The organism is Pseudoalteromonas sp. SG41-5, assembly GCF_014164495.1.
GTDB lineage: Bacteria > Pseudomonadota > Gammaproteobacteria > Enterobacterales > Alteromonadaceae > Pseudoalteromonas > Pseudoalteromonas rhizosphaerae.
The window spans coordinates 1-15736 of sequence record NZ_JACJFH010000100.1; the positions used below are offsets into that span (position 1 = coordinate 1).

A 15736-nucleotide genomic window follows, 5' to 3' on the forward strand; every position below is an offset into this window, starting at 1 on the left:
CTATATCCATTTATTAATTGTGATTGCCATTGCTCATTTGCTTCAGCTTGTTCTGGCTGATTGTAAAAAAGCTCGCGTTGTTGGTTTTTAGTGGTGAATTCAGCGTCTTCTTCTGGGCCATGAGCAATCGCATCAATCGTTGCTGAATATTTAACACTGTGGTGGATGTAATCTTTATATAAAGCCTGCCAGGCATCACTTTGTGGGCCAAAGCTGCGGGCGCTATCAACCAGTGTTTTAAGCTCGCTAGGTAAAATATAAGGTATAGCTTGGCCGTCAGCTTGTTTGCGGTTAGCAAGTTCCGTTAAGCTTTGTAGTGGCACTCCTTAGCGCCTTTATCTCAACAATTCCTTTATTCACTGTTGTCCACATCCTTATTACTTTCTCTACTCTGGGCCCTACTTAAACGCATACTCATGCTCATATCCATCCCTGTAGATAACGGTAAATTGTCTTTATCAAGCGGGATATCTGTATCATTCTCTGATAAATGCGTTAATATCGCATTAAGCTGCTGCTCAAAGTCTTTTGGTTTTTCATCATCAAAAAATGCAAAGGGTTTGTCATCGGTTTGCCACTGTTCATGCTGCGGCATTACATGCTCGCGGCCATACTCCATAAATTGACATATAAATGCCAATACCGGCTCGTACGCATCACTGCCGTTGTAATAAGGGTTGTGGCGCGGTTGTACCATAAAATTAGCCCATTGCATGTTGTTGTGTTTATCAAAACCACGTGTCTGGATACGCATCATTTGAAAGTCTTCATAAACCCGTAAATCTTGAAAGTGCTGGGCGCGTACCTTGCCTTTGTACCAGAGGTAGACAATTTGTTTATCACGATCAAACACCATTGGCGCTTGTCGCTTAAAGCGAATAATAAAGAACAACAAAAGTGGAATGGTAATAACGTAAAAAACTAAAAATGAAATGTCTTTTTTGTAAAAATAACTTCCATAAGCTGTATGTTTATTACTGTGACGAGCATACAAGTAGCTTTTCAAGGTTAATTCACCTTCTTCATCTAATAAATCATAAGATTGCTTATCTATTGGGCGAACTTCTGGAGATAAGAAATAGTTTTCACCATGTTTCTGTATATCTGAATCTACTCTTCGTTGTATAGTTTCTTCTCTTGCTTGCCATGAACCACATAAATCATCAACATTCAAATATACAGTAAATAAAATCATTAATAATAGTGGGATCAGTCCCATATTACGGGCTTTCATAGAATTATTACTAAGCTTACAAAGGTGCTTATCTACATACACTATCGGTGTTGGTGGCGGTGCCTCTTTAGTGAGTTGAAAGCTAAGTAGTGCTTTCAGCTTATTTACTAAAGGTATTGGATAATGGTGTTTAATCAAAGGCATTGTTTTTTACTTAACCGTATTCATGCTGGAGGAGTAGGCAAGTTGTCTTTATCAAGCGGGATATCTGTATCATTCTCTGACAAATGCGTTAATATCGCATGAAGCTGCTGCTCAAAGTCTTTTGGTTTTTCATCATCAAAAAATGCAAAGGGTTTGTCATCGGTTTGCCATTGTTCATGCTGCGGCATTACATGCTCGCGGCCATACTCCATAAATTGACATATAAATGCCAATACCGGCTCGTACGCATCACTGCCGTTGTAATAAGGGTTGTGGCGCGGTTGCACCATAAAATTAGCCCATTGCATGTTGTTGTGTTTATCAAAACCACGTATCTGAATACGCATCATTTGAAAGTCTTCATAAACCCGTAAATCTTTAAAGTGCTGGGCGCGTACTTTACCTTTGTACCAGAGGTAGACAATTTGTTTATCTCGATCGAATATCATAGGTGCTTGGCGTTTAAAACGAATAATAAAAAACAACAAAAGTGGAATAGAAATAGCATAAAAAACTAAAAATGAAATGTCTTTTTTAAGGCGATAAGTACCGCCAACTTTGGCCGTTGTATAATAACGATAATGCATATAATTACTTAATGATAGATCTCCATTCTCATCTAACATCTCGAACCACATTTTACGCACTTCGGGAATACCTGGTGATATAAAATAATTATTGCCAAGCTCTTTTTTATAAAACTTTATTTTGTTTTGTACCGATTTATCTTTCTTATCCCAACCAGTATAGAAGTCATCAACATTCAAATATACAGTAAATAAAACCATTAGTAACAATGGGATCAGTCCCATATTACGGGCTTTTATTGAGTTGTTACTGAGCTTACAGACATTATCATCAACATAGGTGATCGGCGGTGGTGGCATCTCTTCGTTAGGTAATTTAAATGCCAGCAACGCTTTTATTTTATTGATTAATGGTACTGGGTAAATTGGTTTAATTAATGCCATAATATGCTGATATTTTAAAAGGTGAAGTAAGCTTAGGTAAAAGGGCTGTTCACAAAGAGTGCTTGGTTACAGCCCCGTAAGTACTAAGAAGTTAATTTACTCTTTAAAAGCCCCTAACGGCCTTACTTTCTTCTTTGTCGCATCTTCAACAAACCACTGTTTCACTTCATCTTCAGTCAACCCTTCCTCTGACAAGCGCTTATATAGGTCTTTTTCTGATGGGGTTGAATGGTCGCTATTTAGCTTTGCGGCTAACTCTTTTAAATCAGCTTCAGGTAATGTTTTACCCCAAGGCAAATCGCTATTTGTAGGGTTAGGCAATGGTAACTTTAACTGCAAACCATGGTTGCTGGTTTTATCAGTCATTGAGCCGATATCATTAAAATTAAAGCCCGAATTACCCGCAGAGTTAAAGTTAGCAACACCTAGCTCCATCGTATATTGCTGCTCTTCTTTGTCAGTAAATATATCACTAAATTGGCTTGTAAATATGTCTCCAAAAGGCCTTAAACCTTTAATAAAAACTCGCTTTGGCGATTCATAATTTAAGCTAAAATTAGCGGCAAAAACAAAAACCTGCTCTTCACCGGCAAATGCTTTAGCGTCTTTATTATGCCAATTAAGCAACGCTCGAGCTCGAGCCTGTTTACCTTTCTCGTTATAAGGGCCTGCGTTATTCAATAGTTCAATTAACTCTTCATACTCTGGGCCTACCTGCTCATCAATTTTGCACTGGTTGTCATCCCACATATCCTCAAACTGATAGTCATCGTCATGCCATGTATCCACCATTTTATTTAAAATAAGTTTTGTTTTGTAACCTTTATTTGCATTACGTGTGGCTTTACCTAAATAGCACAGTTTTGACTTATACTTCGGGCCGTTATCATTAATACCAATAGTCTGCTGCAGTATTAAATCACATGGCACACTACGCCAATCTAAACCAATGAGTTTTTTTGTATAGTTATCAGACTCTAGCTCTGTACAGGTGGCTACAACCATAATATCGACTTGGGTATTCCAATCAAAGTCATCAAATATTATGTCATCGCCAAACTGGCGTACTTTAAACCCTAAACTTTGTGCGGCAGCAAATTCACTCTCAAATAAACGGATTGAGCGCCCTTGCCTTTGTATTTTACTGGTCATTAAATAAGGCTTTCCTTCACCGCCAAAGCGCACCAAAATTCTAATGCTTTTTTCCCCCGCAAAAAGCTCTGGGTATACAAAGCTTGAGCTATTACTGGTTAAAAAGTCTTTTATTAATAGTGACTCTTCATTACCACCATTACGCTTTGTATTTAAATCAACATAAAACTCATTCGCCACATATCTATTTTTTAAACCAAGGGCATCAAGAGCCTCAGCAGTATCAGACTCAAAAATCATCTCATCACTATTATCTTTACGTTCCCCCATTAACGGCAATACAGCTTCACGACTACTGCCAACCTGCGCACCAATGAAATAACGCATGTCAGAAAAATTGTCATCTTGATAATATTCAAATGCAGAGTCATGCATAAATGGGTAAAAAGCCGCTTCATGAACCATAGGTTTAGTGCCTAAGTAAGTTTTTGGCCCTAACTGAAAAAACGGCGTAAATACACAGCCAAACTTTCCAGCAAAGTGCTTTTCGCTCTCTAATAGCTCAGACTCAACAAGCGGCCTTACGAGCTCTTTATAAGCAAGCTCGTTATTTTTCCCGTCACAGCGCGTTACTTTAAAGGTAATAGGGGCAATACCGGTCATCGTATCGTTAAACACCACTAAAACACGGATAGGTGTAAATGGCGTTAAGCGCTTTAGTTTGTTGGCAATAATTGGCAACCATTTTTTTGACGTTGGGTCTTGATAATATAGGGCGCTGTGATGATAACTTGCTTCACCATAGTCAGAAAATACCGGCTCAAAGGTGTTTGCAAAGCTTTCTAAGTATTTACTGCCTGCTTTTTCTTGGGTGCCAAAGGTATGAATAGGAAAGTAGTTTTGAAATTCAGCGGTAATATAGTTATGTTCACGCGCGAGTGTTGGCACCGTCATCATATAAAAGCCATACGGGTTAGACTGCGAGTGCACATAAAGTGCATTTTGAGGATCTTCTACCACAGCTTTACGTGCGGCTTTAGTTAACAGGCTATAATTATCGCTAAAACCATAAAGCGCTTTATTATCAGTATCATTACTTTGTTGTGCGGTAATGCTATCAATTAAAAACACCCAAAATGTATCCATCCTAATTGATGCACCAGGTAAATTAGGCAGTGCCCAGCTATCACCTAATAAAAAGTTCTCTATGTACTGTTTTACTTTATAGCGCTCTAAGTTTGAATAATACTGGCTTTTATCACCTTCACGCTGCGCCCTTAATAACAAGCCCATCAGGCCCGATATTGCCTCTGAGCGCAGTCTAAATTGCGCAGCCCACTGCGTACTTTGCTCTGTGCTTTCGCTCTCTTTAAATTCATTAAGCAGCTCATGCATCATCCCTTGGTTAGCCGCGCATTCTTGGCCTAGGCGTTTATCTCTTTGAATTTCCGCATAATACTTTTTACAGGCGTTATCGAGCAGCACTTCATCCATTAAATTAGCAGCCGATGTAGCAACCGCAGCGCCTGCTTTTATTACTGCCACCGCTGCAGCAATCGGTGCTGTTGCCGGAATAAATGCCATCACACCTAAAGCAATATTGATCATTTGCCACGCCATGGCATCGGCAGTTTCACCTACTTTTATGTCGTTAACCACGGTTAAGTTACGAAAGCGCTCTAAGCTATCCATACCTTCGCGTGATGGGCAAACAGAAAGCTGGCTAATAGCATAAGCGGCAATATGTACACGGCGATTTTGCGCTCGGCTGGCTTCATCTTTATTATTTACAAGTGGCTGAGTATAACCTAGCCCTTGCACTTCAATACGCGCCTCATCAATACCAGCTTGAGTTACTAAAATATTTTTAACAGCATCGGCTCGTCGCTCAGATAGCGCCATATTATAATCGTAATGACCCAGATCGCAGGTATGGCCTGCCACTATAATTTTAAGAGATTCGTTTAGCTCAAACGCCTTTAAAACCGCTTCACTTTGCTGCAAAATAACATCACGGTATTCATCGCTTACCTGCTCACTATTAAGTGCAAACTGTGCTTTAATTACCACGTCTTTTACAATTTCTTTAGCACTTAAATGCTCAAAGTAATCCTGAGCAACCGTTTTATAATGCTGCTTAGATTGCACTAAGTTAGGAATATCAGTGCCAATCTGCTGTACTGTAGTTTGCCCAAGCGCAACAATGTTAGTCGCTAAATCAGCCATATTTAACGCATTGCCTGTTGCATCCATTGCCACTTTAGGAATGCCAAGCTTTTTACCTAAACTATTGTTATAACTTTCCATTGCAGCTGGTGTGTTCGCTGGTAAGCGCCACAGATTTTCTGCAAGTGCTTGCCTCCACCCCTCGGTTGTCATAGCAGCACGCGCACTGCGTAGCTTTTGCCACGCATCTTGCCCATCTTGCATCGCAAATACCGCGTCTAGGGTTGCTTGAATGGTTTTATCTGCTGTTTTATTTAAATGGGTATGAATTGCCTTGGCAATTTTACTGCCTAACACAAATTTACCATTAGTGGTAAAATTGCCGTTACTGGCACTGGCGGTTATATCAGTATTAACTAACCCGGCGGCGAGTTGTGCGCGGCCTTTAGCCACCGCCCAGCCATGGCAAAAACTCTCAAAGCCACTGGCTATTTTTATTGGTTCATCGCTCACTTTAGCGCGGCCAACCTCTTTACCGCTTTCATCTTTAACACTAATATTTTTAGGGTCGTACGTGGCATGCTCGGTTTTTAAATCTTTAGCATAACTAATTAAATGGCTATAAAAGCGCGGGAATTGCTTTATTATTGCCTCTTCCACCGAAAGCGGGTCGCAGTTAATTACATCAAACTCACCCGCTTCATTTTTTATATCAAAACGCACCATTTCGGCGAGCTCGTAGTAGTAATAAGTACCGTCAAATTGAATCGATTTAGTGCACCAGCGCTCAAATTGTCCTTTAAGTAGCTCTTCTTCAAGCCTTATTTTAATTCGGTATAACCCTTTAGGTAACTTCTTATCAGTACCTGATATCACCGCTAAGTTGGTTTCAGGGTCGAAAGTAGCTGGTATATCCTCCCCCACTGGTGGTGACAAAACAATTTCTTCATCCGAAGAAAGAAGTGGTATATTTGGATTTATACTTAAAATTATTGCCCGGGTTTTTGCCAGTATATAGGCTTGGATACTTTTTACGTTTTTTTGAGTTATTTCTCTTTCATACCACTTATTGTAAGTGTCGTCTTCGCTACTTTCTGTAGGTTGTTTTAAATTGGTAATCGGGACTGTTTGTAGCTCTAATAACGGCGTATTTGAGCTACTGTAATTTTTTAAATTATCAACAAACTCTGCAGTCCAGCCACTAGGGTTATTATTTGCAATAAGCCCTATAGACTCCATTGGCGGAATAATAATAGGTCGTTGATTAATAGCAGTGTATGAATGAAATGGCTGGCGTACGTCTAATGAGTCACTATTTATTGTTGATAAAATACCCGCGCTATTTGTTTTTAATACAATAGGCTTTTTTGTATCGTAAGTGGCTGACTCAGGCTGCTCGGCCACCACGATTCGATTTGCTACCGGAGTTAATTTGCCAACCGGTTTATTATTCTCAACATATCCAGTTAGTAAATACACTAACGGGCTTGCAGATCCTTTGCTCATTTCATGCATTTTATTGTCCTTTTGCTGCTAAATTTGTAATCGCGATAGGAGCTAAAGGCCGCATACCCCAAATATATTTTTCTTTTATTAACACCTCTGAGTACTCACCTGTCACTATATTCTTTGTTTTTATAATACGCTCTGAAAGATAGAACCCTTTTTCATCACGCTCTTGTAAATGTTTTACTAAATACTGCAATTGATAATCTTCTTCTGGAGAGAAAATTATCCCGCCGCCAGTTCCTTCTTCCGAACTTTCTATATCAGGATTGGCAATATTCACCCAGTGAAAATGCGCTTTCGGTCTGGCGTGGGTCATAAACGCTAAATACTTACCATCCGGTGAAATACGGTGGTTTTTCATCTCCCACGCTTTCGGAAAACCAAAATTCACTTTACGCACTATTTCGCCATTAAACTTATGTATCCAAAAGCCATCGTGCTTTACCGCTAAAAATTCTTTATCGCCCGGGAGTAAAAACAGCTCATCTGAATAAATTATTTTGCGCTGTGTAAGAGTGGCTGTTGATACCTGGTAGTTGTAATGTTTACCATCTGCATAAAAAATCACATTATCGCTATCTGAGGTCCAGTTAAATGAAGGATGCCCCCCCCCGCCTGACATGGTGATTAGTTTTTGTTCTTTGGTGTCGTAAAGCTGGCGTGTCGCTCTATCATTGATATAACCCGAAATTGCTATATAACGGTTATCTGGTGAGCGAACTGCCTTATGCAGCCCTACAGGTCTAAATTGTATAAACACTTCTTCAGGAATTATGCGGCGCCTGTCTGAGCCATCTAAACGCGATGACCACAGCGTGCGTATCTCACTGTATTTGTATTTATTCCAAAACATTAACCGCGGGGTTGAAAATGTATCTGCATCACCATACACCTCTTCGCGTATTTCGAGTGGCCACTCTGGATGGTTTTTGTGCTCTTTAGCCCATGGGTATTTAGCAACATCAACCTCTACTTGTGGTGAACTTTGCGATGATGGCTCTGAGCAACCGCCTAGTACCAAGCTGGCACAAAGAGAGAGCACGCAAAACATGCTGTATTTTTTAAAAAACATCAAAAACTATCCTTTTACTACATGCACTTATTTACGAGGTAATATAAATAAGTGCATTCATTAAAACTTGTGTTATTGCGTCAAAGTGCTTGTGCTTGCACTTACTCTTCTACTATTTCTGTCACTTCAATCGAGAGTGTTAAATTACTGATAAATAAACGGCGTATTTGAGCTACTGTAATTTTTTAAATTATCAACAAACTCTGCAGTCCAGCCACTAGGGTTATTATTTGCAATAAGCCCTATAGACTCCATTGGCGGAATAATAATAGGTCGTTGATTATTATTGGCAGTGTATGCATGAAACGGCTGGCGTACGTCTAATGAGTCACTATTTATTGTTGATAAAATACCCGCGCTATTTGTTTTTAATACAATAGGCTTTTTTGTATCATAAGTGGCTGATTTAGGCTGTTCAGCAACAATAATTCGATTTGCTACCGAGGTTAATTTATCAACCGGTTTATTGTTTTCAACATATCCAGTTAGTAAATACACTAACGGGCTTGCAGATCCTTTGCTCATGTCATGCATTTTATTGTCCTTGTGCTGCTAAGTTAGTAATTGCTACAGGGACTAAAGTTCTCATGCCCCAGATTCCTTTTTCTTTAACTAACCCTTCAGTTTGCACACCTGTTAGTATGTTTTTTGTTCTGATGACACGCTCTGAAAGATAAAACCCATTTTCATCACGTTCTTGCGAGTGCTTTATTGTATACTCTAATTGATAATCTTCCTCTGGAGAAAAAATAACTCCACCACCTGTTCCTTTCTCTGAATGCTCTATTTCAGGGTTTGCAATATTCACCCAGTGAAAATGGAAGTCTTTTCTGCCATGAGTCATAAACGCTAAATATTTTCCATCCGGTGAAATACGGTGGTTTTTCATCTCCCACTCTTTTGGGAAACCAAAATTCACTTTACGCACTATTTCGCCATTAAATTTATGTATCCAAAAGCCATCGTGCTTTACTGCTAAAAACTCTTTATCGCCGGGCAATAAAAAAGCAGCGCCACTGTGGTGAATTTGTGGTCGTGGGGTTAACTCGCCTGTTGGAACATGGTAATTAAAGTTTTTGCCATCTGAGTAAAAAATGACGTTTTCACTGTCTGAGGTCCAATTAAACCACGGGTAGCCACCCCCACCTGACATGGTGATTAGCTTTTGCTCTTTGGTATCGTAAAGCTGGCGCGTCGCTCGGTCATTTATATAACCCGAAATAGCGATATAACGGTTATCTGGTGAGCGAGATGGTGGATGCAATCCCGCAGGTTCCAACTGGGTAAAAATTTCTTCAGGAATTATGCGACGCCTGTCAGAGCCATCTAAACGAGATGACCACAGCGTGCGTACCTCACTGTATTTGTATTTATTCCAAAACATTAACCGCGGGGTTGAGAAGGTATCTGCATCGCCAGACACCTCTTCACGTATTTCCATCGGCCACTCAGGGTGGTTTTTATGCTCTTTAGCCCATGGGTATTTAGCAACATCAACCTCTACTTGTGGTGAGCCTTGTGAAGACGGCTCTGAGCAACCGGTTAATAAAGCTATAAACACAAATACGGATACCGTATAGCCCTTGTTAAAAAACACCTTAAAAATCCTTTTATAAAAACCTAAATAAAAAAGCCCATATCAATGAGCTCTTTATTTACGCAATGTTTAATCGCTTAATTTACGAATATTAATCGCCTCGATACTGACTTCATCTAAACTTTTCGAATGTAACTCAAACCATTCCTTAACCTCATCAGCCGTCATCTCATTTGAATGATAAAAACCTTTTTGGTGATCGTTTAAGTGCGGTTCGAGTTTGTTATAGCGTTTACTATTCATTGCTTTAGACCATGGCGCGTTATTGATTACTGATTTCGGTAAGTCCACCTCTAGGGCAAAGCCGTGACTGTATGTATCATCGAATAACAAGCCATCAACAGTGCTAAAGTCGGCAACGTGTATACCTGAATTACCAGCCGTTCTAAACTCTTTAAAACATAGTTTAGGTGATTCATCAACCGAGCCATTAGCGTTTATATCCACTTTACCAAAAGGGCGAATACCTTTTACGGTATTGCCTTTGGGGGTCTTATAATCCAGTTTAAAACGTGCGACATACAAATGCTTTTTCTCAGTTTGGCCTTGCTTGTCTAACTCAGCTTTTTTGTTATGCCAATTAAACAACGAGAGTACCTCTTGCTCTTGCTCTTGAGAATCACTTCTTAAAAATGAAATAAAATCGCGAAGTTGAGACTGCCCCTTTACGTTGCGTCGTCTTGTTAGTTTATATTGGTTATCACGTATTTTATCTTTATCAAAACCACCTGTTAAAGAACGTTCAATTTCACCAATATTAATTAAATTACTGGGATAAGTAGGCCCTTGCAACTCACTGTCTTTAAGCCAACTTGACGAAATACCCGCCATACTCAAAAAACACGGAATAGTATTGGAGTTTAGGTTGATCAGGTCTTTGCTGTAATTATCTTCAAGTAACTTATCGGCGGTTACCACGACAAAAACTTCAATTTCAGTATTCCAATCATATTTTTCAATTTTAAGGCTATTACCGTGGCGAGTGATGGTAAGGTTGTTTTTTATTGCACTTGCCCAAAGCTCGCGCTTATAAAGCTCTTCATAAGTAGTTTTTTTGTAAGGTCCCTCTAAATACTCATTGTTTAAATTCGCTAATGAGATAAATGGCGCGCCTTCGCCCCCAATTCTAATTGCCATAGTAACGGTTTTTTCACCATCAAATAACGCAGGGTAGGCAAAGCTTGAATCATAGCTTGTTAGGTAGTCTTTAATTAACAGCGAGCTGTGTTTTTCTTTATCAACACTTACTAAAAAGTCGTCTTCAATAAAACTAAGTACCCCATCAAACTCAACGGGGCCTTGTGAAGGTGTTTGTTTAAGCGGTAAATCTACACTTGTCGTGCTAGCCACTTGGCACCTGATTCTATAGCGCATATTATTTAGGCGACCAGAGTCAGCATAATCATCTGCGCTATTAATACCAGGTAACAAAAAAGCCGCTGAATGAGCGGTTGGCTTTATACCTAAATACGTTTTAGGCCCAAGTTGATAAAATGGCTGAAATACACAGCCAACCATACCTATATAACGCGATTCATCAAAACCATCTTGATTAATAAATAGCTCATCTTTGGTCAGCGCACGTGCAAGCTCTGAATACTTAATACTGGTTACATCCCAGCCATCTATACGCTTCACTTCAAATGTGAGCGGTGCTATATGGGCCATCGTTTCATCAAACACCACCAGCACTCTAACCGGTGTAAATGGGGTAATTGATTCATCCCCTAAATCACTCATTAAGTGCCATTTTTTAGTATTAACATCTTGGTAATACATCACACTACAATGATAATTTGCTTCACCGTATTGCATCATTAATGGGTCAAAAGTATCAATAAAGTTGTCAAGCTCATTAGTGCCTAAAGTATGTATCGGAAAATACTTTTGATACTGTGTTTGTAAGTAACCTTGTAAGGAAGACACTGGCGCTTTAGACATCATATAAAACCCAAGCGCAGGGCTAACCATGCCTATCAAACTTGCTGTTGATCTTTCTTCATCCATTACTTGTACGTGGTTGTCGTATAATATTTTTCGGTCACTCGCGGCGGTTAATTTAAAGTCTTGGTTTACACCATAGGTTAATTGGTATTCCCGCTCAGCTGCACCAGAGCCTTTCATTTTATTTACGTTTTCAACTAAGTTAACCCAAAACGTATCCATTTTTATTACCGCGTTATCTATTAGCGGATACGCCCACTCATCGCCGAGTAAAAAGTTTTCAATATAGGCCTGAATCTCTAATTTTTTTGCATTGTTAATGTAGTCTTCTTTGCTGCTTGCATACACTTGCGCTCTTAGCAGTAACCCCACTAAACCCGCAATGGCTTCAGCTCTTACTCTGTATTGCGCCGCCCATAAAGTGCTATTAGCAATGGTGTGGTTACTGTTCATCTCTGTTACCAAATCACGCATTAATGCTTGGTTGGCGCTACTTCGTTCGCTTTGCTGTTTTTGCCTATCATCAACTGCTAAATATTGTTTACAGATATTATCTGTCATTACTTCATCAGCTAAGGCAGCAACGCCACGAGTAACAACAGGCGCTGCGTCTACCACCGCTTTAAAAAAACCAATTGAACGTGCCGCAAGCGCGGTATGAGGTATTACACTTAATACCGCAAGCGCAGTGTCAAGCGCCGCCATTAATGCTTTGTCGCCCTCTTTTGAGCGTGCTATTTTTTTCTCAACACTTAAGCTACGGTAACGTTCTAAATTATTCAGCCCCTCACGAGAGGCACTGACAGCAAGGTTACTGACAATATAAGCTTTAAGGCTTACCCGCCGGTTAATTGCCCGTTGGGCTTCTGAGTCGTTATCAACCAAGTTCTCAAGCATGCCGTACCCATATACCCGCATGCGAGATTCAACTTGGTTAGCATCCATACCGCGGCTAATCATCTGCTCAGCCAAAATAGTTTTAACAGCCTCAGCGCGCCTTAAAGACAACTTTTTATTATATTCAAAGCCGCCTATATCACAGGTATACCCTGAAATATCAACCATTGCATTAGGGTTTGCGAGCAGCCCTTCAACAATAATTTGGCTACGCGATATTATTTCATTTTGGTACTGCTCACTCACAACGTCACTGTCAAGTTCAAACTGGCTTTGAATAACTACATCATGGCTTACTTCGCGCTCGCTTAAACGGGCAAAATAATCATCAGCTACTCTTTTATAATGATTAACACTGGTGTTTAAAGTGTTTTCCGCCTCACCAAAGTACGATATGGTCGCCTCACTAAACGCGCAAATACTTACAGCTAAATCAACGGTATTAATAGACTTATCTAATACGTTAAGTACGCTTGCAGGCACTCCTAACGTATCACCGAAGGTATTATTGAATTGCAGTTCCTGATTATCAGTTAAACCACCGTTAGCTAAACTAAAAGGCAAGAAGTATTTGCTTAATGCATCGCTTGTTGTCAGGTCACTGGGGTTAGTTAATGCCTCCCTCATTTTAGCCCAGGCATCAACACCGCTATCAAGTGCAAAGGTAGCATCAAGCATTGCCGATACTGCAGGGTCTTGGTTAGTTTGAAAGTGGGTATGCAGAGTTTTAGCAACTAATTTGGCAAATTTCCCTCGGTTATCATGGTGTACGCCATCGGCATCAACATATTGCTGCATGTCGGCAACTAAAAAGCCCGCAGCAAGGCTGGCGCGGGTTTTAGTTAATTCCCAGTTTGTACAGTAATCTAAAAAGCCACCGGCAATTGCCGTGGGTTTGCTATTCGGCATTTTGGCATCGGGCGAGCCATATTCAGGCAAGCCTTTTTTTGGCTCATTAGGGTCAAAACCTTCAGGGGCAGAGGCCGTGTTTTTTGCAAAGTTAATTAAGTGGGTGTAATAACTCGGAAACTGCTTAATCAGCGACTCTTCAACAGAAATTGGGTCGCAGTTAATAATATCAAACTCACCCGCTTCATTTTGAATGTCAAAATGCAACATTTCGCTGAGTTCGTAATAAGGGGTGCCACTGTCATCATAGCTAAGAGCGTTTTGGCTCCAACGGTTACCAAGCGGCCTAAGAGTTCTTGAATCTAATTTAACGCGTATTTTATATAAACCAGCGCTCAATTTTTGATCATTGTTATTTATAACCGCACTATAAACTTTACTTTCAGTTCCGAGCTCATCCTCCGTATTAAAAAAACCTTTAATTGGCGTTTCAGTACCTTTTACTATTTCAACATTACCATCGCCGCCTGCCAACGGAATGGAGCGATTTACACTGAGTAACAGCGCCCGTGTTTTAGGTATAACATAACCATAAATATGGGTTACCTTGCTCTTAATAATGTGCTCGTTATACCAGTCGCTGTAGGTTTTATCTTTACTATCAGGGCGCTTTAAATCTGCAACTGCAATCTGTCGATAAATAAGGGTATTAATCTTGCCCTTATAACTTCCTAGTTCAGTTTTAAATGCCTCAAACCACTTATCACCTTGGCTTGCCGCTAACAAGCTTATCGCATCAACCGGCGGCACAATAATAGGTCGGTTTTTATGAGCATGAAACGGGTTTCGTGTCGTCAACTGTTTGTAATCAACAGCCTCAAGCACGGCGCCTTCATCACTGCTTAACAGTATTGGTGCAGCTCCATCGCTATCAGCCACCACCACACGGTTAAACAGCGGGGTGAGCTTACTGATTGGCTCGCCTCTATTAACATAACCCGTGAGTAAATACGCTTTAGGAAAACTAGATTGCCCAGTATTCAATTGCTCTGTCATTGTTCATCCTTGATATTAAACACGTCAAAAATATATATATTTCCCATGCCCCATATATCATTTTCTTTAATTGGTATTTCTCGTGTTTGCTGAGTATTTAAATCAAATTCATAAAAAAAGTCATCTATATAATACTGACCATTCCCCATTAAATCAGTCGAATCTTTAAACCCTTTACTTAACACTTTATTTTTTTTATCTGAGAAAAAATAACCCCCTGTTTTGAAAGGTTTTGTAATGCGCTTACTGGGGTCTGATAAATTAACCCAGTAATATTTAGGGTATCCAAGCCCCTCTGATAAAAAAGAAATATAATCGCCGAAAGGGGATACTTTTAAATACTGCATCGTAAATTGGGTGTTAAAGCCTAAATCAACCTTCTCAATCACGTCACCATTAAAGTCATGTAACCAGTATTTATTTTTTTTATCGGCTAAAAAAGTTTTACCGTCTGGCAATAAAAACAAGCCATTAGAGTAAATAATTGGCCGCTCAGTAAGTGTTTTAGTGGGTACGTGGTAGTTATAATGTTTACCACTGGCGTAAAAAATCACATTTTCACTGTCTTTAGTCCAGTTAAAATGAGCATAACCATGGCCTTTGCTCATTAAAATAAACTGTTGGGTTTTAGTGTCCCACAGCTCGCGGGTAAAACCGTGCTCTGTTGTATCCATGGATAAGGCAATGTACCGGTTATCAGGAGAGCGCTTTGGCGTGTGGCTACCAATAAGCCCTCTACCTTCGAAGGCATTTTCAGGAATAATGCGGCGCCTATCAGAGCCATCCATGCGTGCTGAGAACAGCGTTTTCTTTTTCATCCACTCGACTTTCGCGTTAAATAAAATACGCGGAGTTGAAAACGTTTCTTTATCGCCATATACCTCATTGCGCACCTCTTTAGGCCACTCAGGGTGGTACGTATGACGATACGCCATTTTATCTTTACTAAATCGGCTGGGTTGCTCTTCAACAACTTGTTTAGCAGGTGGATTAGGCTCATCACCACAGCCAGTTAATAGCAATGTAGCGACACTTAGTAACATTATTACTGCACGGCGTGAAAATGACTTAGTTAACAGCGGCGTTATTGGTGATTTTTTTACTGAAATTAATGACATCAATAGTCCTTGATTGTACGGTGTAAATTGGTCGTAGAGGCAGCAATGCGAAGCATGAACGGGGTAGTTTTTTGGGCATGAAACGGT

General features: G+C 40.0%; 8 protein-coding genes and 1 pseudogene. All 9 read right to left on the reverse strand.

Annotation, left to right across the window (positions count from 1 at the left end; all coding sequences use genetic code 11):
• A pseudogene (locus tag H5232_RS19395) lies at window positions 1-323 on the reverse strand (DUF2235 domain-containing protein); the annotation flags it as partial.
• Window positions 324-352: 29 nt separating this feature from the next.
• Entirely contained in the window at window positions 353-1378 is a 1026-nt protein-coding gene (locus H5232_RS19400) for a hypothetical protein (RefSeq protein WP_182831351.1), read from the reverse strand.
• A gap of 20 nt (window positions 1379-1398) precedes the next feature.
• A complete protein-coding gene (locus H5232_RS19405; protein ID WP_182831352.1) occupies window positions 1399-2349 on the reverse strand; it encodes a hypothetical protein in 951 nt (316 codons plus the stop codon).
• A 96-nt stretch (window positions 2350-2445) separates the two neighbouring features.
• Window positions 2446-7122 carry an OmpA family protein gene (locus tag H5232_RS19410; protein WP_182831353.1) on the reverse strand — a complete coding sequence of 1559 codons (4677 nt, stop codon included), beginning with the start codon at window positions 7120-7122 and terminating at the stop codon, window positions 2446-2448.
• A 1-nt stretch (window position 7123) separates the two neighbouring features.
• Complete coding sequence (locus H5232_RS19415; RefSeq protein WP_182768396.1) at window positions 7124-8188, reverse strand: hypothetical protein; 1065 nt, start codon at window positions 8186-8188, stop codon at window positions 7124-7126.
• Between the two features lie 144 nt (window positions 8189-8332).
• Window positions 8333-8722 (reverse strand): hypothetical protein, encoded by a 390-nt coding sequence (locus H5232_RS19420; RefSeq protein ID WP_182831354.1) that lies wholly within the window; start codon window positions 8720-8722, stop codon window positions 8333-8335.
• Between the two features lies 1 nt (window position 8723).
• Complete coding sequence (locus tag H5232_RS19425) at window positions 8724-9785, reverse strand: hypothetical protein (RefSeq protein ID WP_182831355.1); 1062 nt, start codon at window positions 9783-9785, stop codon at window positions 8724-8726.
• A gap of 69 nt (window positions 9786-9854) precedes the next feature.
• Entirely contained in the window at window positions 9855-14531 is a 4677-nt protein-coding gene (locus H5232_RS19430; protein ID WP_182768360.1) for an OmpA family protein, read from the reverse strand.
• Window positions 14528-15736 (reverse strand): hypothetical protein (locus H5232_RS19435; protein ID WP_310736889.1); only part of this gene is annotated, 1209 nt, incomplete at its 5' end. The genes H5232_RS19430 and H5232_RS19435, both read right to left, overlap by 4 nt.